A 20,670-nucleotide genomic window follows, 5' to 3' on the forward strand; every position below is an offset into this window, starting at 1 on the left:
GTTATCACATTTTCAATCGGAAATTCGTTCCATCTCGACCCAAAAAGGAAAAATTCTTTTTGAATCGGAAACATAGAAAGGCACAAGGTCGCATGTCATGCTCGCCAAGGAAACATTTTTCATTTCCAAGAAATCGATTCCTGTTCGGTCATTTTCAAACTGGTTGATGGTCGTTCCGGTTTCGAGAAACATTTTACCCTTTTCGGCCAGAGGTTCTATAAACTTGAACTTGATGTTATAGTGCCCTTGATCGATCTGTACGGCCCATTTGCCATATATTTCTTCTTGGGCCCAAATGCCACGCTCGCCACCTGCATCGTTTCGATTCAAGAACACAGGATTCTCATGCTCGGTCCCGATATGGATGCGCGGTGGGTCAATCAAATTCTTGGAAGTCGTTAATTCTTTATAGTGAGTTTCCATTTCGGCCATCAAACTCGATGCGATGTTCACATTTTCGGCAACAATATTTTGTTGTTCGTAAGGATCTTTGTGCACATCAAAAAGTTCGAAGTCCTCGGGTTTTGCATTATAATTCGTATGCCCTACAAGCTTATAATTGCCTTTTTGTAGCGATATATTATAATATTTTTCAGGATAATGTCTCGTCCAATATGAAAAAAAAGGCCTTTCAGACCAAGTCTCGTTTTTACCGATCAATAACGGCACAAGGCTTCTACCATCGATTTTTCGATCTAGTGGCATTTTTATTTTACAAATTTCGGCCAAGGTAGGTAGTATGTCGATATGGGCAGTCAAAGGCTCAATGTCACGCTTGCCCTTGATGAGTTTTGGATATTGCAGAAAAAACGGTACGCGAGTGCCGCCGCGGTAAACACTGCCTTTTCGACCGCGCATACCCGCCACATACCTCATTTGTTGGGGGCCATTGTCGGTCATGAAAATAACCAGTGTATTATCGGCTATACGTAGTTCTTTCAGTTTGTCGAGCAGCTTACCCACATTGTCATCGATATTACTGACCATGGCATATACCTTTCTAGCATCTTCCTTGTTTTTTTCGCTCATTTCGACAAAGGGCCTTCCATCGTCGAAACCAATGGCGGGGTCGATACCTTTGTACATATTGTAGTACTTCTCGGGTACCTGAAGCGGTGTATGTGGCGCATTGAACGAGAGATAGCAAAAAAATGGTGCGTTTTTATTCTCAGTAATGAATTTCATCGCTTCATTTGCGAATATGTCACTGCAATACCCTTGATATGGTTCTTGTTTTCCGTTGTGCCATAGCACGGGGTCAAAATAACTGCTATCACCCTTAAACCAAGTCGTGAAATCACCTACCTGCCCCATACCCCCAGAGAGATGGATGACCGATTCATCGAAGCCCTGGTCATTGGGCCTTGAAGGATAGCTGTCACCCAAATGCCATTTTCCAAAAATACCTGTACGGTAATCGGCTTGCTTTAACAATTCGGCTATAGTCACTTCTGTGGATGCCATGATGGCACCACCATTGTAAGTATCCCTTATTCCGGTGCGTAGCGAATAACGCCCGGTCATCAAGCTAGAACGGGTAGGGGCACAGACCGGTGATACATGAAAATTATTGAAACGAACACCGGCTTTGGCGAAAGCGTCAATATTCGGAGTTTTTATATGGGGATTACCGGTAATGCCGAGATCACCATAACCTTGATCATCGGTTATTATAATGATTATGTTCGGTCGTTCTACCTGCTGTGCAAAGACGGCAAGAACGTACACTAGCGCAAAAAAGGTCAAAACGATATTGCGCGTATTTTTTTTGTTTTGAATCCTTTTTTTCATGGCCCTACATTGCACAGACTATACTCCGATATTGTTAATTCAATCTTCGATGGATAGATATTTTAACTTCAAACTATTGAACGCCTCATTGAAAGCGCCGATTTCTTGATCTACCAGCTCGTCGAAAGATATTAACTGTGCATTTATTTTTGAGGTCAGTTCGTCTTTGACGGCAATATCTTGCGCCGTAGGCGGAAAATCATCCAAAGCAACCAAACTGTTCAGATGTCCTATTTTATTGGTCAATCGAATCGGAAAATTCAATGGGTCTTGCCCACTTCGATTCTTGGTCTGATACAGGGCCTTTTCGACCTCACTGAATTTATCCTTCATCTTTTTGGCCTTCTCGACAAGATCTTTCGTACGGTCGTCACCCTTATACTGTTCGGTAAAGGCATCGAGCTGATCGTTGATCTTACGGATTTTTTTGATGGACTGGTGTGCCTTGTCGACCGTGGCATTTACCTCGGTAACGAAATCGTATTGTTTCTGCATATCTTCGACGGTCGCTTCTGCCCGCGGATCAGGAACAATCTTGAATTCTTGGGTCTGGTCCGTTCCGTTAACGTTGAGAGAAACCTTATAACTACCGGGAACTGCTTTGGCGCCATTAAAATTGGCCCACCAGAATATCATCCCGGGAAGTTTTTCGGCTCCTTTGCCACGTGTGTCCCAGACATGGGTGTTACCGCCTTTTTTAACCTCTAGCTTTTTGTCCTTGTCTTTTGACGCATTACTGAAAGAGCTCAAAGTATCGCCTTTCATATTGAAATAAGTAAGGCTGATACTATCTTTTTCAGAAAGATCTTTAAGGTAAAAATGGGTCACTACACCGTTCGGGGGATTTTGTCCTTCGGTCTTCGATGGCGTCTTTCGGGCATCTCCTTTTGTACGATAGGCATCCTTGGGTTTATACAAAATAGCATGGGCATTTTGATTCGCCTTATCAGCTTGATGAATTACGGAAAGGTCATCGATCATCCAAAGACTTCGTCCTTGGGTAGCTACTATCAAACTATTCTCCTTGATTGTCAAATCGGTTATGGGCACTATCGGAAGGTTCATCTGAAACGGACCCCAACTAGCTCCGTCATCGAACGAAATATACATTCCGGTTTCGGTACCTGCATAGAGTAAGCCCTTTTGCTGTGGGTCTTCACGAACGACACGGGTAAAATGTTCCGATGGTATACCGTTCGTTATTTTTTTCCATGTCTTTCCGTAATCGGTCGTTTTGTACAAATAGGGCTGAAAGTCGCCCAACTTATATCGGGTAGCCGCCACATAGCAAGTGCCCTCGTCAAAGGCGGATGGTTCGATGCTGTTGACCATGTTCCATTCGGGCATGATATCAGGAGTCACATTGTTCCAGGTTTGCCCACCATCTTGGGTCACATGGATCAACCCATCATCACTACCGACCCAAATCAATCCTTCTTTCAACGGACTCTCATTGGCCGCAAAAATAGTACAGTAATATTCCACACCGGTATTATCCTGTGTAATCGGCCCTCCACTTGACACCAACTTATCGGGGTCGTTGCGCGTAAGGTCGTCACTTAAAAGTTTCCAGCTTTGTCCTTCATTTGTCGAAAGGTGTACATGGTTCGAAAAGGTGTACAGTTTTTTTGGGTCGTGCTTACTGAACATAATGGGAAAATTCCATTGAAAGCGGTATTTCATACCTTCGGCACCATAACCCATTGGATTGTCGGGCCACACATTGATCCCACGCACGGTACCCGTTTTATGGTTGACACGGGTCAAAAATCCTCCATAGCTTCCACCATAAACAATGTCGTTATTGTTAGGGTCTACGGCAATATGCGCCGATTCTCCGCCGGCCGTCTCTTCCCAATCGTCCTCACTGATTCCAAAGCCATCACTGCGATGATTGATCCTAATGGTAGAGTTGTCTTGCTGGGCCACATAAATTCTATAAGGTGTGGCATTATCAGTGGTAACCCGGTAAAACTGTGCGGTAGGTTGATTGTAGTAGGTGCTCCACGTTTCGCCCCCGTCATACGAAATCTGCGCACCCCCATCATCTCCGATAATCATCCTTTTCCCATTCTCGGGAGCGATCCAAAGATCGTGATGGTCACCGTGCGGGGCATTGAACGTGTTGAAGGTATTGCCGCCATCTGTGGACTTGTGATAGTTCACGTTCAGAACGTACACCACATTCTCGTCTTCGGTATCGGCGTACACGCGGGTATAATACCAAGCCCTTTGGCGTAATTTTCTTTCGCTATTGACCTGTGTCCATTTTTTGCCACCATCGTCACTGCGATACAATCCTCCTTTTTCCTTATTCTCGACGATTGCCCAAACACGTTCTGAATTCTTGGGCGATACGGTGACCCCAATGATGCCCAAGGTATCTTTTGGGAAACCCTCGTTCTTTGAAATCTCCTTCCAGGTCTCACCGCTATCCGTACTTTTCCATAGGGCACTTCCGTCTCCGCCGCTACTTAAACTATATGGCGTACGTTTGGCACGCCATGAAGAGGCATAAATGATTCTAGGGTTGTTCGGATCCAAGACTAGATCGACAAAACCCGATTGGTCATTGACGAATAATTTTTTCGACCATGTCTGGCCTCCATCGGTACTTTTATAAATGCCCCGGTCATCGGTAGGTTTGTAGATGTTGCCCAAAACCGCTGCATAAACGATATTGTGGTCCTTCGGATGGATTCGGATACGTGGCACATGACGGCTATTCTTCAACCCGGCCGAGGTCCATGTCTTTCCGGCATCCTCGGTTCTCCAGATTCCATACCCCGAGGATACATTTCCCCGAAGTGTTTTTTCGCCTCCCCCGACATAAATGACGTTAGGGTCACTTTGGGCGACCTCAACGGCGCCGATACTTCCACCGAAATAGCCATCGGAAATATTTTCCCAAGTTCGGCCTCCATCGGTCGTTTTCCATACGCCACCGCCAGTAGCCCCGAAATAAAAAAGGTTCGGTTCGCCGGGTACTCCTGTCACGGCTGCGGAGCGCCCCCCACGAAAAGGACCGACCAAACGATATTCCAGACTTGAGTACAAAGCCTCGGGTACTTGTGAAACCGGCGTGTTCGTTTTTTTACGACGTTGTGCGCCGGTATTTATTGGTGCTAGCAAAAAGAGGAGCAAACAAAGGCATGCCCAAGTGTAATATTTTCTCATTTAAGTTTGAATTAGCGTTCTCAATTAGTCAAGCTTAAATGTAAAAATAAATTCCTGCACTAGGGAATTTTAAGCTGTTAATATCAGGGTGTAAAAATTTTATTGCGTATCGCGTAGAGTACGAGTCCTATTCTATTCTTAACATTCAATTTTTCATGAAGGGAATCGCGATAGCCCTCTATGGTCTTCGGACTTAGAAACATTGCTTCGGCAATTTCTTTGTAGGTCATTTCGGTGCAGGCAAGTTTCAAAAACTCGATTTCACGCTCCTTTAATTGTGTCTCGTTCGATTTTTGATGCAGCGTTCCTACCAAGATCTGAGTGACCGTATTGGTATGATAATACCCTTTTTCGGCGATTTGTATCAAGGCTTCCTCAAGAATTTCGCGCTCGGTATCCTTCATAAGATAACCTCTGGCACCCGCCCGCAACATTTGCAAAATGGTATTTTCATCTTCTTCAATGGAGAGTGCCAAAACTTTGATATTTGGGTAGTCTTCCCTCAGAATCTCAGAGGTCTCGATGCCGTTAAGAATGGGCATATTGATATCCATCAGCACAATATCGGGAATGTTCTTGGGGTCTTCCAATTTGTTCAAAAGTTCCTTGCCATTTTTGCAGATGTAAAGCGAGCTGAAGCCATCAAAACTTTGCACCAAGCTGCTTATCGCCTGCGAGAGCAGGGTATGGTCATCAACAATGGCAACGGAATACTTCATTTTATGCAAGCTGATTGGGTTTATGATTAAAATTATAGAGCAACCGTAACATAGTGCCACGACCTTTTTCAGATTCGATCTGTAGGTCGGCGTTGATCAAACGTGCCCTGTTTTTCATGTTCTTGATCCCGATACCTGAAAAGTCGAGATTCTCATCAAACCCTATGCCGTCATCATCGGCGGTGATGGTCAGGTTACCATCCATATAATCGATTCCGACGCAGAGTGTTGAGGCCTTCGAATGTTTTATGGTATTCGAAAAAAACTCCTGTAAAATACGGAAGATGATGACTTCTTCCTTTGGGTTCAAAGGCTTTGGCGTTCCATCGACCGTTAAGGAAGCATCAACAAATTGCAGCCGGTTGAAACGCTCGATTTCAAGTTCCAAAGCTTCTTCTAGGGAGAGGTTCTTCAAAGCTTCGGGATTAATCAATTTTGAGAGTACACGCAATTCCCTTATGGCCTTACCGATGGTATCGGAGGCTTCTTCAAGGCTTTTTGACTTGTCGGGTACCATTTGTACCTGAATCTTGGCCAAGGTCATCAACTGACCAATGTTGTCGTGCAACTCCCAGCTGATATTGCGCAGGGTTTCTTCACGAATCTCTATCTGTGTTTCCGAAAGTTCCCGCTCGTAGGTTTCCTTCGCCATGGCCTGTTCCAACAGTAGCGCATTCTTCCTTCTTAGAAAAAGAATGAATAAAACGACCACCGTAAGTGCCAAACAAATAGCTATTACGGAAAAGATGATCAGAAACGATTGTACTTCTCCTTCGCCCATTGAAATCCGATTATATAACAGCCATATAAAATTGAATTTAAAACCAAAATGATGATGCCAAAATACTTACCGCCAAAATTCAAGTTATGGGAAAGCAGCATCAACGGAATCATGCCCATATTGAAAAGCAGTAGGCCAGTCGATATCCAAAATGACAATTTGTGCTTTAAAATCAGAACTTCGTCGCCATAGAGTAATTGCCGAAAGTGAAACAAAGTGCAAATCATTGTTAACAAAGCACCGATGACAAAGGTATATTTATGATACCCGTCCCAACTTTCAAAAACAAAGTTCCAAACTGCAAAACCCGTAAAAAATATGGCAAATAACCATACTATTTTTCGTAAGGTCTTTTGTTCTAAAATGGACTGGTACCAGTATAAATAGAACAAAAAAAGCACCAGCATATAAATGTTGTACACCCAGAAATTGCTACTTTCAAATGCATACCTCCAACTTCTACCAACAGTTTCAACAAGCACGGTAAACCATAATAGATATACGAAATGGCGTTCAGTAGAATTTTTGTATTTATTAAAATGGTAGGTAGCGCAAATGGCCGCGATCCATTCTAAAATACTGACCGAGAGAGTTAGATAAGAAACATCCATTTAACTATTGCACATCATTTGGGGGATGTCCTCCACTTCCAAAATTCAATGCTTTTATGCCTCCCGCAGTTGACTGTATCGGAGCTACTGGAAAAAAGCCATTTGCTATTCGCGGTTTGCCCATGGTGGGCACCAAAACGACGGTCGAATAGCCCGGATCTGCCCTTGGATCCCTACTATCTTGAGGATACGCCGCATAAAAAATACGGATGCCCATATCTTTGTAGCCTTTCTTCTCGCCCTCACTTTTTACGTAATCAATATATTGCTCCATAGTCTCCAAAGAAAACCAAAAATCACGTGTGTCAACCTTATCTAACATCGCATTGATGCTGTCGGCACGGGTTCTCACATATTCTTGCTGTAGTTGAGCTGCAAGTTTTAAGTCGATAGTTTGTTCAGGCGGTGCAATCTCTTTACGATCTTCTTGACCATCATCCAATGGTCCGCGAAACATGAAGGCAAAGATGAGCAGACCGATGATAATGGCCGCCATTGCGCCAACGAGGGTGTTGTTGTTTTTGTTTTCTCTCATAATAAAGTTATTTAGATTATTGGTTAAGGGGAACTAGGGTTACCGTAATTTACGAATTGTTGACATATTAAAAGAAAAAGCCCAGCGATGGCATAGCAATCGTGGGCTTTTTGAGGTTAGTGTCTATCGTAAAGTCTTCCATTGGGGGAAATTTTGATCTATCCGGCCATATTCATCAGACCAATGATAAAAAAGACTATTCCCAGTGCCGCCATTCCCAATAATAAGGTGTAATGAATCGTTTGAATCAATTTTTCTCCGAAGTGGGTTTCCATAGGTTCTCTAGTTTTGGGTTTAACACTACGAATATACACGATTTGCGGACCCAAAAAACACGACCTTATTTGTCCTACAAACATCTTTTAATCTTAAAAAACTTATAATCAGTATATTATAATTTTTTCTTACAAGACTTTGGGTCATGGAACGGGGCAAAAAGGGGTATTTGCCCCCCTTGAAAAACAGCATTCTAAAGGTGGTTCGTGCAGCGGTTCAATTCTAGGGATAATTGGTGAAATTATTTTTGCCCTACCCTGATTAAAGCATCGAAAATGGCCCTTGCTTTTTTGCTGTTCCAATCCGTAGCCCCGGTCTCATTAATTAATATCTTTCCATTGGCATCGATGACATAATTAGTGGGAATACTGCGTGCGTACAACTTTTCGGGCGGGGCCATTAATGGACTATAAACAGGCAGGTTATAATGCTTTTCTCTTAAAAACCCTCTCACCACATCGGGGTCCTCATTTGTAAGCAATATAAAATCCACTTGATTTCCATAGTCTTCGTACAATTCTTGAATACTCGGCAATTCGGCAATACAGGGTGGGCACCATGTTGCCCAATAGCTGATAAAGACGGGATTGCCGAAACCTATTTCAATCGATGTCGATTTACCTTTAAGATCCTGTAGCTCATATGAAAAGGGTTGCAATCGGGTTTGATCTTCTCTATCCAGTTCTGAGGGAGAGAATAGCTGTACCCTGACCTTGTTCACGGCCAACTGCAATACACTACGGGTCTGTGGGATTATAAGTAAAACAATAAAAATCGCGAATATGATATTCGACGGTGTAAGTGTCTTCTTTTTCATGTGCTCATTTTTATTGTTATTTATCCCGATAGCTATCGGGAGTCATATACCACCTTTGATGTTCAAAATAATCATTCCGCCGTCTGTTTAATGATGAATTTAAACATGCGGTTTCATTTTTGAAAATTACTTATTTCTTTATCGTGCGACGCCATTTTCGGCATTAGTATATGAATGTCTTTTTCACAGACCCTTAACACCCCATTTCAGCGGAAAACACTACTTTAAAGTCCATCTCCCGATAGCTATCGGGAAAAAACCGATTGTGATGAACTATTCCAGACGTGAAATCTTACAACTCTACGGATGCGCAGGTTTGGGGATGACATTGACCCCTTCGTTATTCTCATTTTCGCAAATCCAAAAAATGGGGCAACGGACCATTCCCGGTTCAGGTGAAAAACTACCTATGGTCGGACTGGGTACTTGGCAGACTTTCGATATCGGCAATTCAAAATCTGAATTGGAAATACGAAAACAGGTATTGGCCCAGATGTACAAGATGGGTGGCAGCGTAATCGATTCCTCGCCCATGTACGGAAGCTCGGAGACCGTCGTCGGCGAAGCTGCTTCACAACTTGATAGTCAAGACGATTTCTTCTATGCCACCAAGATTTGGACTTCCGGCAAACAGGCCGGCATCGATCAGATGACTTCCTCTTGCCGTAAAATGAAGGTCAAGACCATGGATCTGATGCAGATCCACAACCTTGTCGATTGGGAAACGCACCTTAGAACATTGCGCAACTTTAAAGAGCAGGGGAAAATACGTTATTGGGGGCTGACCCATTATGTGGATTCGGCCCACGATACATTGGAGCGGATTATCGTCGCAGAAAAACCTGATTTTGTACAGTTCAATTATTCAATACGTTCCCGAAATGCCGAAAAATCCCTTTTTGATACCTGTAAAAAACATGGTACGGCCACCATTATCAACCAACCCTATGAAAGCGGATCTCTTTTTCGAAAGGTAAGGGGAAAAGACCTGCCAGGCTGGGCCTCCGAATATGGCATTGCGAGCTGGGGACAGTATTTCTTGAAATTCATTCTTTCGAACGAAGGGGTCACTTGCGTGATTCCGGGCACTTCCAATGTAAAACATGTCATCGATAATATGGGGGCGGGTTATGGAAGGTTGCCCGATGGCAATACAAGGGAGAAAATGGCTGCCTATTTGGTGTCGATCTAGTAGCGAGAATCCGACCGGACATTCGGTGTAATACTTTTGACCATAATTTGAAATCATTATTATTTGGTAGACAAAAGTCGCTCCATCTTTCCCATTTTACTTTCAGGCCCTATCCAAAGTACTTCTAACTTCTTTCCTTAAATATAATCCGGTTACGATCGTCGCCAGTATATCGGCAATCGGAAAAGAGATCCAGACACCAAGTTCACCTAAAAAACCGGGCAGTACCAATATCAAGGGAATAAAGAAAAAACCTTGGCGCAACAGGGTAAGCAATAGTGCCGGCACGGCCTTTCCGATGGCCTGAAAATAAGCCGCCCCGATCAATTGCAGGGCTATGATCGGTGTGGCCGCAAATACCCAGCGCATGGCGTTCGGGGTATGTTCCAAAACAAAGGCATTTGTGGCCAGTTCCATTTCTGAAAGATCGGGGCGATTGCTTAAAAAGAGTCCGGCGATCTCGGCCGGAAAAATCATTAATCCGACAAACACGACGGTCGCCAAGATGGAGGCGTATTTTATCGCCGTGTAAATGGTTTTCTTGACGCGATCATATTTTTGGGCACCATAGTTGTATCCTGCGATGGGCAGAAACCCCTGGGTCACCCCGAACACCGGAAAAAGGGCAAACATGAGCATTCGCCCAATAATTGCATAGACGGCCACCATGGCCTCCCCTCCCAGTCCGAAAAGAATATTGTTCATCAATAAATAAATGATACTGACCACTGCCTGCCTCGACAAGGTGACAAAACCCAACGAACCGATTTCCCTAAGAATAGGCCGATCAAGACCAAAATGTGACCCATTCAATTTCAGTTCAGAGTTTTGCGAAAGAAAGAAGTAGGCTACATAGGCAAAGCATAGAAAATACCCGATCGTCGTTGCCCATGCCGCACCATGCATGCCCCAATCAAGCACAAAGATGAATATATAATCCATGAGCAAATTGCCCACGGAGGGTATGATCATGGCGATCATGGCAAATTTGGGCTTGCCTTCGGCGCGGATTACCGTATTGCCCATCATACAAAGCGCCAATAACGGCACCCCATACAAAACGATAACATAATAGATTTTTGCAGGTTCGAAAATGGCCCCTTTTCCACCAAAAGCCGGAATCAACGAATCGACGAAATAAAGACCCATAATTACCATCGATATCGTGATCAAAAGGGTCAGGGTAATCTGGTTTCCAAAAGTCTTTAAGGCCTTTTCTTTATTGCTCGCGCCCAATGCCCTTGAAATTATACTTGACCCTCCGATACCGATGGCCATGCCCAGGGCCCCGATAAAAAATGAAACGGGCAAGACCACATTGATGGCGGCAATAGCAATAGAACCGATCCAGTTGCCCACGAAAATGCTGTCGACAAGCACATTGAGCGACATCACCAAAATACCGATGCTGGCCGGTACCGCTTGTTTTACAAGCAGTTTTCCGATGGGTTCGGAACCCAATTGATCCGCTGAAACTTTTGCCATGCGTATTTTACGGTTTAGCCCTGCCCTGCCAATTTGAGCGCTTCAATAACTTTAGACCGGAAGCGCTCCGTTTTTTTCCCATTCATTGACCCATTTTGCCATCACCTCGACCCAGGCATCATCGTCGTTCAAACAAGGTATATGTATGTAATTCTCGCCGCCGGCTTCCTGAAACTGGTTTTTGCCTTCCATGGCGATCTCTTCCAAGGTTTCCAGACAATCACTGACGAATGCCGCAGTGACAACGGCCAGATTTTTCTTTCCTTCCTTGGCCAACCGTTCAAATTCAAAATCGGTATATGGTTTTAGCCATGGATCGTTCGGCAGTCGGCTCTGAAAAGAGTTGCTGACCTTATTTTCGTGAAGATTCAGATAGGCCTTGACCCTTTTTGTCGTATCAAAGCACTGATGACGATAGCACGTATGATGTGCTACGGAATTCGCATTGCAGCAATTGCCATCGATCTTACAATGAAATCGCGTAGGGTCGTTTTTTCTGATATGCCTTTCAGGAATACCATGGTACGAAAAGAGAATATGATCGTAATCAAACCCTTTCAGCCCTTTTGCGATACTCTCGGAAAGCACCTTGATATATTCCTCATTCTTATAGAAGGCAGGCAACGTTGTTATCTTGATTTTCGGGAAGTTCTCTTGCTGCTCCTGAATTGTTTTGACCACCACCGTCTCATAGCTTGACATGGCATAGTGCGGGTACAGGGGTACCAACAAAACTTCATCGACCCCTTTTTCGTTCAGTTCCTGCAAGGCCTTATTAATGGTCATCGATCCATAGCGCATCCCTAAGGCCACGGGCATTTTGGTCAGCTTTCCGACTTTTTCGGCAAAACGTTGTGAAATCACGATCAGAGGTGAACCTTCTTTCCACCATATTTTAGCATAGGCCTCTGCCGATTTCTTGGGCCTCGTACGCAAGATGATACCGCGCACAATAATATTTCGCAACCATTGCGGTGTGTCGATGACCCGTTCATCCATCAAAAACTCGTCGAGATACGGTTTGACATCTTTAGGCGTCGGGCTGTCGGGCGAACCCAGGTTTACGAGAAGTACTCCTTTCATTCTTTTAGTTTATTGTCGCTTTGATAGCGGTCGAAAGGCCTTTAACGGCCTTAAATTCGTGAAGTGCAAAAATACTACTTGCAACGAAACTACGTTAGCAATACTCAACCCAATATCAATGATACCATAGGTATTCCCGATCTTATCGAGACCAAATAGCCGTGTCAACAAAAAGTTAATTGGCGGTGTTCATTTTTGAAATTTTGAATTTTGAGCCAATTTTATAAAATAAGCGAAGTATTTATGCGGATATTTTTACCACTATTCCTTCTTTGTTGTTCGGGGCTTTTTGCCCAATCCCCTGACCCATCACGGAACGAATCCGTAAACAGTCTGCTTTGGGAAATATCGGGTAATGGCCTTCAAGAATCTTCGTACCTGTACGGTACCATGCACGTAAGCAAACGAATTGCCTTTCGCCTTGACGATGTCTTTTACGAGGCGTTGGACAAAAGTACCATCATCGCCCTTGAGTCGGACCCTGAAACATGGCTTGAAAACTCCGATAATCTGGACTATATGGGATATGGGCAGGGAAACGGTTTTGTTTCCAAAGGGTTTTATACCTATCCGTTTCAGATTAGAAATCCTAGAAAAGAAGAGGTGGCCGCTTACCTCGCTTTTGAGGATAGCCGTATCAACAATATTCTTTATCGTACCGATGAATATGCACAGAATTTTGAGGAAGAGACTTATCTCGACATGTTCATTTACCAAGCGGGCAAAAAATTCGACAAGACGGTCATCGCATTAGAAGACCTTGAAGAATCCTCGGCCTTGGTCGGTCGCGCCAGCATGAATGCCATGAAGCAAAAACCTGACGAATGGCTTCAGAAAAAAATGCAGCAACAGGATCCCATGGGCCTATTGCAAGATGCCTATCGCAATCGTAACATTTCGCTTCTCGATAGTATCGACAAGGCCATATACACTGAGCATTATCTGAAGCATATGCTATTCATACGCAATCGCAACATGGCCGAAAAGCTCGATTCTATTATGCCCACGGGCAAAGTCTTTACCGGAATCGGAGCGGCCCACCTGCCCGGGGAGCAAGGTGTCATCGCCATGCTGCGCGACAAAGGTTATTCGGTAAACCCTTTGGTGTCACGATCGACCCCAAAGGGAAAAAGATTGAAGACTAAGTTCGAGCAGGCCATACACAACAATAAATATTCAGAGGTCGCCCCTGATGATGATTTTTTCAGCATTGCCCTACCCAGCGGGCTGTACCCTATCGCCGAGTTTGTGAACACCACCTATATCTCGCCCGACCTTGCCAATGGCAGTTATGTCATGGTCAATCGGGTTCCGACATTTCAGTTTCTAAAACAGGATAACACGTACACGCTAGAATCTCTTGACAAGTTATTGTTCGAGAACATTCCGGGTACGATTCTGGAAAAGAATAAGATCACTAAAAACGGATTCAAAGGCCTTGATATTAAAAACCAATTGAAAAACGGCGATCATCAACGCTATCAAATCTATATAACCCCCCTTGAAATACTTATTTTCAAAATGGGAGGCGAAGGTGATTTTGTGGAGCAACATTCCGATACCATCTTCAATAGTCTGACCTTTCATAGGTCTGCAAAAAAATTCACGTTGGTAAAATCAGGGTTTGAGGATTTCGAGATTCGTTTGCCCTCACATCATTCCTTTCCCAATAAATATAGGGTTGGGGATAGGTTGTTACAGGCATACGACTCTATTACCGGTACTTATTACTTTCTAAAAAAAGCGACCCTTAACGATTTTAATTTCTTGGAAGAAGATAGCTTTGAGCTATCACAGATACAGAAACGTTTTTACCAAGACCTAAACCTAGAAGCTACCTACGAAAATCCGAAATTACACACCCAGACCTCAAGGGCCATCATCGATTCTACCACCGGAAAACAGCTCTACTTAAAAACTGTGTTGAAAGAGGGGGATTATTATCTAATGGGTACAGTAACAAAAGATGAAGAGGAAGCCAATGCCTTTTTCGATTCATTTAAGATCAAGGTGGCAAATCATGGATCGGGTTTCAAGAAGGTTCGCGATACTGCTCTTTTCTTCAGCACGATAAGCTCGGTAAAACCCCCAAAATTTGTAGAGAACAGCAATAACTATTATAACGGGCGAGCCAAACCTAAAGACTATGGCCCCTTCAACAAAAAGACCATTTACCAGAACGAGAACAATGAAGCCATCGCTGTCGAAGTTAACAAATCGCACGATTTTTTGATGTTTCAGAACATTGATTCCGTTTGGGCCTTGCGAAAGAAACTCTTGGCCGATAAAAAGTTCAACATTCTTCATGAAAAAGACAGCAGTTATGCCGACGGGCACCATGAATTGGAGCTGGTCTTGGGCGATACCGCAAGTACAAGGGGTATTTGGGTAAAAAATGTAGTCAAAGGGGGTCTACTTTATGAGGTCAAGACGACCATCGACACCCTAATCGCCCCAAGTCGATTCGTTCGAGAATTTTTCTCGAATTTCTCCCCGAGCGATACACTCATAGGAAAAAGTATCTTGACCGATAAGACCCCTGCATTCTTTGCCGCGTTGCGAAACAATGACAGTATTCTAGTCGATGGACACCGTTTTGTACAATTCGGGGAAAAACATCTCGACTCTTTAAAATATTACATTTCGGAATTCGATTTTCCGTCCGACAAGAAGAACATTCAATCGGATCTTATTCAAAAGCTTGGCCAAATCGATAGTCCCGAGGTACTGCCATTTTTTCAGGAATTTTATGGAAAGTCGTACAACAATTCGTATGCCCAGGCCAAAATTCTTCAAGCAGTCTCAAAAAAAGCCGATGAAGCATCCGTCTCATTGCTATTGGGCCTGCTTTCGAAAGATCTGCCATTGGTATCGAACAAATTCGAGATCTATTCCATCTTTAAACCATTTATGGATAGTCTCCCTTTGGCCAAAAAGCTCTATCCCGAATTGTTGGACTACAGCGCCATAGAGGAACATAAATCCCCGATCTTCTCAATGCTCGCGCAACTGGTAGCCGAAAATCGAATCAAGCCCAAAATCTATAAAAGGTATCGCAAACAGATGCTCAACGATGCCAAAGTTCAATTGAAACGGCAATTGGGGATATCGAATTACCGTCATTTGAACCGCAATCGGAACAACAATGGCAATCGCAATGCCGGTCGCGAGCTTTTGGAAGATTATGCCGTATTGCTCTACCCGTTCATACAAGAAAAAGAAGTCAAGCAGTTTTTTGAACGATTGCAGCTCGTTCAAGATGAAAAACTAAAAACCACTTATGTGGCACTTTTGGCCAAAGACAACATATCTTTGCCATTGGGCCTGATAGATTCGTTGGCGGCCGATATCAATAGTCGAATCCTACTCTTTAATAAATTCAAGAAAATTGGCAAATTAGACTTGATGCCGTCCCGCTATCGCACCGAAAAAGCCCTGGCAGAAGCCTTATTATTTGAATTCAAGGCCTATGACGAAAGACGCCATAGTTCGGTCTTTTTGGAACAACGGTCCTTGCAATACAAGGGCAAGGCGCTCACTGGCTATTATTTTAAAACCCGTGACAATCAAGACTACGACAAGAATTACAAAATGCACCTCATCGTGTTCGAAAATGGAAAGGCACTAACTACCTTACCTTACTATCAAAACGATGGGTTACGCATCGAAGACACCGATACCGATGCCGAAGCACTCGCATACGTGACCGAAGCGTTCTTGCTTAAAGACCGACCTAGGGCACAGGTGTATCGCCCGAATAGTTATGGAGCATACGGGTTTCATGGGTATTAAGAAACCTCTTGTCGTAAAATTCTTTCAAACCGACATGTAATCTTTATTTTTGTCAATTCTTAATCTCAAAGCATGAAATTAAAGCATTTAATTGTCATACTTCTTTCTGCCGGATTGTTTTCGCATTGCTCTAAAGATGAAAATTCTACATCAGAACCTGATATTGAGGGACGGACACAAATAGAGGAACAAAAACTGGAATTGTATTTTAGTTATTTTGGACTAGGGTCGTCCGAAAGTGATAATTGGATCATAATACACGACGAAAATGGTAAACTTGTCGATTTTAAAAAGGCAGATTATGGAAAAGTTTTAGAGTTCACAGCCTTGAAGGACTCCATTCCCAATAAAATTAGTATAACTGAATTTCATTATTTTGAAGGTTATGAAGGCAACCTTAGTCATAGGCTGTTTACATATACAGATATTGAACCCGGTAGTTCTCTGTATAAACCATATAATTATTCCATCCCAAACAATATTGGCACATTCGACCTACGCATAGAAAACATCCCGGGCGTCTATTCTCATAATATATCTATTGAAGGCGGTCCGATCAATCCTAAAGAAGTAAATATAGAGGGTAATTTAACCTCTAATACACTTGTTTTAAGCGAGATAAGGCTTTACGAAAATGAGGAATATGTTTTCAGCATATATGACAAATCTGGAAATCACAAGTATTTATTACTTGAAAGTCCAGTAAATGAATCTGATTTGGTTTTTGACTATTCTGAGTTCAAAGAATTTGATGATTATTTTGAAATTCCCATGCCTCCTTATAGCAGTATGTGGTTATACTCATATGGATATGCCGAAGATGACCCTAACTATAACTTTTTTGGACAGACTCTAAGCCATTACCAGAGTACCGATTATCCAGATACGGTCAGGGTGGGTTATCTTGACAAATACAAAAAATTTAAGACCGAGTTTAACGTTTCGCTAGATGGTTTCACATATAATTTTATCAAAACAGGTAATAAAGTAGAGAACATCCAAGTTCCTTCTAAACCGAATTATGTGCTAAGGGACTCATCAGTCTATGACCTTACATTCACAACTGATTTGAAATTAAGCTCTAAGAATTCGACACATACCTATGATAATGGTGAAAATATTCATACCCAATGGTCGGTTTACAGTTCGGCGAATAGTTTTCATAAGGTTGGCAAACTACCGGAAGAAGTTGTTTCTAAATATCCAAATCTTAATCTGGACAAACTAAACATCTTGACAGTGACTCTTTTTACCCAAGGGTATACACAACAAGAAATATTCGACCAACTAACTTCAAAAGAAAAAAAGGGGGATAAAACAATCGAAAGCTATCTTTATATTTATTTATAATATCATCTACGATTATGTCGAGTAACTATTTTTCTAAATACCGACTTTTTTTTCTCGTTGTTTTGACGCTTATGGGCTGTTCGAAAAATGAAACACCAACACCTAGACCTGATGCTCAGGAATGGCCTAAGCCCGACCCTGACCCTGAAAACCAAGAATCGAACGAACCTGAAGACGAGATTTATTTTTCATATTATTCAGATCCTAACGAAAGTGATCTTTACAATTGGACGGATAGATGGATTGTTATTCACAATCAAGACGGCGAACTTTTGGATTATAGGTCATTCAAAAAAGGAGATTCCCTTGATTTCGAAGGGTCATTGGAAAATTCAAAACACACAAATACACTGTCAATAACGACTTTGAATTACCGGCCTGGAAAAGAAGGTGGAAACTTTCATTCATTGGGGACCGTAACTGGAATTAAAAAAGGAACAGTCTGGGATTGGACGGATGATATTGAACCTACAATCACTGACCCTCCTAATAGTGCTCAATACCAAATAAGAATAACCATCCACAATATCCCTAATGTGCAGCATTTTCTAATAAGCTCTCAATTTGATATTACATCTATAGCAGGTTCTCCATTTTATCAGGAAACCAACATTCTAGAAATCGGTGGTGCTCGGCTTCAAAAAGATAGGGATTATCTCATTTCGGTCAGAGATGGCAATGATGAAATTAAATATTTATGGTTCGAGGTCGAAGACCCTACTTCCAATATAACTTTGGACTATAACGATTTTCAAGACTATGACTACATTATAGAAATTGAATTGCCAGAATACGAAGGCTATAATCTTGGTGTAGGAGCAAAAAACAAGTCTCATAATTACGCCCGGTTTCTAGATATTAATCGAGAAGATGATGGAAATCAGGTGAGAAGTACTGCAAAGCTTGGTTATCTTGATGGTTACGACACTTTTCAAACTTATTTATACTTTGATTATGACAAAGATGTTAGATATAGTTTCTATAAGTATGGGGGAAGACCAACAAACATTAATGTACCTCCTTACCCTCAATTCCAGGCAGAAAATAACTCTATCTACAATTATAATTTTACAACCAACGTAGAATACTATTGGAATACTTCTTATTGGATTTATACTGATTTGGAACAGGACAATACTACGAGATATAGTATTTCTGGAAAATCAGAGGGAGCTCCAATAATTGGCACTTTACCCGATCAAATTCAGGAAAAATTTCCACATTTGAATTTGGATAACTTAGAGTACGAAGAAACAGCACTTGCAATTGGAGAAAACATTGACTTTAAATCTGACGATCGAACCTCTTTATTTGGATTTGGAACTGTTACATTTTCTGAAAGACTTATCTTCAAGAACCCTGATAAATAAGAACAGTTTCGAGTTCAATCTTAAAAATTGTAACTTCCTAAAATGAGATTGACCATTCTTATTTTTCTATTTACTTTAGTATGTTTAGGCATTTCAGCCCAGCAAATCACCTGCTCTCCTACCGATAAACAGGCTTTTGAAAACAAGACCATCGAAATTGACGGCCTGTTAGAAAAGGACTTCGGTACAACCTTGGTGGCCATAGGCAAAACGTTTATTGGTATTCCGTACGTGGCCAAAACCCTGGAAATCGGCGAGACCGAATCTTTGGTCGTCAACTTGCATGGCCTCGACTGTACTACCTTTGTGGAAAATGTATTGGCATTTGGTCTTTTGTTAAAAGAGGGAAAATCAGATTTTGACTCCTTTACCGATATTTTGGAAACCATTCGGTATAAAGACGGCAGGCTCGATGGCTACGGTTCCCGGTTACATTATTTTTCGGAATGGATCTCGAACAACGAACAAAAAGGTCTTTTAAAGGAAATCACCGCTGAAATCGGCGGTATCGAGGTCAATAAGGAAATCAATTTCATGGGTACGCACCGCGAACTCTATCCTTTTCTAAAAGACGACGAAAACTTTGATAAAATACGCGCGACCGAAAAGGCATTGAAAGAAAGAACATTCTGCTATCTGCCCCAAGACGATATCAAGGCAAACGAGCATTTGATCAAACCCGGTGATATCATCGCCTTGGCCACCTCGATCGATGGTCTTGACGTAACCCACACCGGAATCGCCACTCGCGAAAAAGATGGACGCATACACCTCTTACATGCCTCAACCGGGTCGATGGAAGTCGAGGTCACAAAACTTCCTTTGGCCGATTATCTCAAAAAAATAAAGAAGAATATGGGTATCATGGTCGCAAGACCCTTCTAACGTCCCAGGCAATATAAGATCCCGCCGAGTAAGTGTTTTTTGAAGTCAGGGTCGTCATAGGCTTCATGCGTATGGCCCAACCCCGTGTAAAAGGCGCGACCCCCATCAAACTCGTGATACCAGGCAATAGGGTGATTACCATTATTTTCGCCACCTTCATAACTACTTTCATCCAGTTTCATGATGACGTTCAAATCCGGATTAATGTCCTTATAGTTATACCATTCGTCAAAATGCATCCATGTATCCCCTAAATGTTGTGTTGCGGCGTGGGTTCTGTCCACCACATCGATTTTGGCTTCCTGTTGTTTTGGATGGCTCAAAAAATAGGCGCCGACCAACTTATTGTACCATGGCCATTCATATTCAGTATCGGCCGCGGCATGTACGCCCAAGAAATTGCCTCCACCTTTAATATACCTCTCAAAGGCCTCTTCCTGTTCGGTTCCCAAAACATCTTGTGTAGTGCTCAAGAAGATTACAAGGTCGTACTTTTTTAAATTGTTGCTATTGAACGCCAAGGAGTCTTCGGTATGGCTCACCACAAATTTGTTCTGAAGGCCCAAAGCCTTTATAGTTTCAACCCCTTTTTCAATTGATTTATGGCGATATCCGTTCGTCTTGGTATAGACCAATACCAAATCGGTATCCATTTGCAATAGAGAGTTTGGAATTTTCACGACCGCTTCTTGTTTGGGTACCGTAACCTCCTGCTCTACCTTGCTGGCCCCGCATGCAACGAGTAGCATAAAAAATAGCGCGATAAAGGTATTCTTTAGAAATATGCACATACCAAAATGGTTGAT

15 protein-coding genes are annotated in these 20,670 nt (G+C 42.6%); 5 read left to right on the forward strand and 10 right to left on the reverse strand.

Translation table 11 applies throughout. The annotated features are described in order from the left end of the window. Positions 1–12 precede the first annotated feature (12 nt). The 7 genes from ACEZ3G_RS05520 to ACEZ3G_RS05550 form a co-directional block, all read right to left on the reverse strand. A complete protein-coding gene (locus ACEZ3G_RS05520) occupies positions 13–1,791 on the reverse strand; it encodes an arylsulfatase (RefSeq protein ID WP_432424448.1) in 1,779 nt (592 codons plus the stop codon). 39 nt (positions 1,792–1,830) lie between these two features. Beyond that, complete coding sequence (locus tag ACEZ3G_RS05525; RefSeq protein ID WP_432424449.1) at positions 1,831–4,968, reverse strand: WD40/YVTN/BNR-like repeat-containing protein; 3,138 nt, start codon at positions 4,966–4,968, stop codon at positions 1,831–1,833. 83 nt (positions 4,969–5,051) lie between these two features. After that, complete coding sequence (locus tag ACEZ3G_RS05530; RefSeq protein ID WP_432424450.1) at positions 5,052–5,687, reverse strand: response regulator; 636 nt, start codon at positions 5,685–5,687, stop codon at positions 5,052–5,054. 1 nt (position 5,688) lies between these two features. Further along, on the reverse strand, positions 5,689–6,468 hold the full coding sequence (locus tag ACEZ3G_RS05535; RefSeq protein ID WP_432424451.1) for a sensor histidine kinase: 780 nt from the start codon (positions 6,466–6,468) through the stop codon (positions 5,689–5,691). Beyond that, on the reverse strand, positions 6,438–7,079 hold the full coding sequence (locus ACEZ3G_RS05540; RefSeq protein WP_432424452.1) for a hypothetical protein: 642 nt from the start codon (positions 7,077–7,079) through the stop codon (positions 6,438–6,440). The genes ACEZ3G_RS05535 and ACEZ3G_RS05540 overlap by 31 nt, the downstream gene beginning before the upstream one ends. 4 nt (positions 7,080–7,083) lie before the next feature. Then, complete coding sequence (locus ACEZ3G_RS05545; protein WP_432424453.1) at positions 7,084–7,614, reverse strand: hypothetical protein; 531 nt, start codon at positions 7,612–7,614, stop codon at positions 7,084–7,086. A gap of 517 nt (positions 7,615–8,131) precedes the next feature. Next, the gene (locus ACEZ3G_RS05550; RefSeq protein WP_432424454.1) at positions 8,132–8,707 is read right to left on the reverse strand and encodes a redoxin family protein; all 576 of its coding nucleotides are present in this window, start codon (positions 8,705–8,707) and stop codon (positions 8,132–8,134) included. Between the two features lie 268 nt (positions 8,708–8,975). Between ACEZ3G_RS05550 and ACEZ3G_RS05555 the strand changes: the two genes are divergently transcribed. Next, a complete protein-coding gene (locus ACEZ3G_RS05555; RefSeq protein ID WP_432424455.1) occupies positions 8,976–9,899 on the forward strand; it encodes an aldo/keto reductase in 924 nt (307 codons plus the stop codon). Between the two features lie 102 nt (positions 9,900–10,001). Here the strand turns inward: ACEZ3G_RS05555 and ACEZ3G_RS05560 are convergent, their stop codons facing one another. Both ACEZ3G_RS05560 and hemH read right to left on the reverse strand, forming a co-directional pair. Next, positions 10,002–11,384, reverse strand: coding sequence for an MATE family efflux transporter (locus ACEZ3G_RS05560; RefSeq protein ID WP_432424456.1), 1,383 nt, complete (start codon positions 11,382–11,384; stop codon positions 10,002–10,004). A 51-nt stretch (positions 11,385–11,435) separates the two neighbouring features. Continuing rightward, on the reverse strand, positions 11,436–12,467 hold the full coding sequence (hemH, locus tag ACEZ3G_RS05565; RefSeq protein ID WP_432424457.1) for a ferrochelatase: 1,032 nt from the start codon (positions 12,465–12,467) through the stop codon (positions 11,436–11,438). A gap of 243 nt (positions 12,468–12,710) precedes the next feature. Between hemH and ACEZ3G_RS05570 the strand changes: the two genes are divergently transcribed. The 4 genes from ACEZ3G_RS05570 (at position 12,711) to ACEZ3G_RS05585 (ending at position 19,864) form a co-directional block, all read left to right on the forward strand. Next, positions 12,711–16,259 carry a TraB/GumN family protein gene (locus tag ACEZ3G_RS05570; RefSeq protein ID WP_432424458.1) on the forward strand — a complete coding sequence of 1,183 codons (3,549 nt, stop codon included), beginning with the start codon at positions 12,711–12,713 and terminating at the stop codon, positions 16,257–16,259. Positions 16,260–16,331: 72 nt separating this feature from the next. Continuing rightward, positions 16,332–17,609, forward strand: coding sequence for a hypothetical protein (locus ACEZ3G_RS05575; RefSeq protein WP_432424459.1), 1,278 nt, complete (start codon positions 16,332–16,334; stop codon positions 17,607–17,609). 71 nt (positions 17,610–17,680) lie between these two features. Continuing rightward, positions 17,681–18,979, forward strand: a complete 1,299-nt coding sequence (locus tag ACEZ3G_RS05580) for a hypothetical protein (RefSeq protein ID WP_432424460.1) — start codon at positions 17,681–17,683, stop codon at positions 18,977–18,979. Between the two features lie 42 nt (positions 18,980–19,021). Further along, the gene (locus tag ACEZ3G_RS05585; protein WP_432424461.1) at positions 19,022–19,864 is read left to right on the forward strand and encodes an N-acetylmuramoyl-L-alanine amidase-like domain-containing protein; all 843 of its coding nucleotides are present in this window, start codon (positions 19,022–19,024) and stop codon (positions 19,862–19,864) included. Here the strand turns inward: ACEZ3G_RS05585 and ACEZ3G_RS05590 are convergent. Beyond that, the gene (locus ACEZ3G_RS05590) at positions 19,861–20,655 is read right to left on the reverse strand and encodes a ThuA domain-containing protein (RefSeq protein ID WP_432424462.1); all 795 of its coding nucleotides are present in this window, start codon (positions 20,653–20,655) and stop codon (positions 19,861–19,863) included. The two genes, ACEZ3G_RS05585 and ACEZ3G_RS05590, sit on opposite strands and share 4 nt — an antisense overlap. Positions 20,656–20,670: the final 15 nt, after the last annotated feature.

Source organism: Meishania litoralis, assembly GCF_042611095.1.
Taxonomy (GTDB): domain Bacteria; phylum Bacteroidota; class Bacteroidia; order Flavobacteriales; family Flavobacteriaceae; genus Meishania; species Meishania litoralis.

What these genes read in the sequence shown, in the direction of transcription:
- ACEZ3G_RS05520 (WP_432424448.1), bottom strand. Translation starts at nt 1,791, where the DNA reads ATGAAAAAAAGGATTCAAAACAAAAAAAATACGCGCAATATCGTTTTG.
- ACEZ3G_RS05525 (WP_432424449.1), bottom strand. Translation starts at nt 4,968, where the DNA reads ATGAGAAAATATTACACTTGGGCATGCCTTTGTTTGCTCCTCTTTTTG.
- ACEZ3G_RS05530 (WP_432424450.1), bottom strand. Translation starts at nt 5,687, where the DNA reads ATGAAGTATTCCGTTGCCATTGTTGATGACCATACCCTGCTCTCGCAG.
- ACEZ3G_RS05535 (WP_432424451.1), bottom strand. Translation starts at nt 6,468, where the DNA reads ATGGGCGAAGGAGAAGTACAATCGTTTCTGATCATCTTTTCCGTAATA.
- ACEZ3G_RS05540 (WP_432424452.1), bottom strand. Translation starts at nt 7,079, where the DNA reads ATGGATGTTTCTTATCTAACTCTCTCGGTCAGTATTTTAGAATGGATC.
- ACEZ3G_RS05545 (WP_432424453.1), bottom strand. Translation starts at nt 7,614, where the DNA reads ATGAGAGAAAACAAAAACAACAACACCCTCGTTGGCGCAATGGCGGCC.
- ACEZ3G_RS05550 (WP_432424454.1), bottom strand. Translation starts at nt 8,707, where the DNA reads ATGAAAAAGAAGACACTTACACCGTCGAATATCATATTCGCGATTTTT.
- ACEZ3G_RS05555 (WP_432424455.1), top strand. Translation starts at nt 8,976, where the DNA reads ATGAACTATTCCAGACGTGAAATCTTACAACTCTACGGATGCGCAGGT.
- ACEZ3G_RS05560 (WP_432424456.1), bottom strand. Translation starts at nt 11,384, where the DNA reads ATGGCAAAAGTTTCAGCGGATCAATTGGGTTCCGAACCCATCGGAAAA.
- hemH (WP_432424457.1), bottom strand. Translation starts at nt 12,467, where the DNA reads ATGAAAGGAGTACTTCTCGTAAACCTGGGTTCGCCCGACAGCCCGACG.
- ACEZ3G_RS05570 (WP_432424458.1), top strand. Translation starts at nt 12,711, where the DNA reads ATGCGGATATTTTTACCACTATTCCTTCTTTGTTGTTCGGGGCTTTTT.
- ACEZ3G_RS05575 (WP_432424459.1), top strand. Translation starts at nt 16,332, where the DNA reads ATGAAATTAAAGCATTTAATTGTCATACTTCTTTCTGCCGGATTGTTT.
- ACEZ3G_RS05580 (WP_432424460.1), top strand. Translation starts at nt 17,681, where the DNA reads ATGGGCTGTTCGAAAAATGAAACACCAACACCTAGACCTGATGCTCAG.
- ACEZ3G_RS05585 (WP_432424461.1), top strand. Translation starts at nt 19,022, where the DNA reads ATGAGATTGACCATTCTTATTTTTCTATTTACTTTAGTATGTTTAGGC.
- ACEZ3G_RS05590 (WP_432424462.1), bottom strand. Translation starts at nt 20,655, where the DNA reads ATGTGCATATTTCTAAAGAATACCTTTATCGCGCTATTTTTTATGCTA.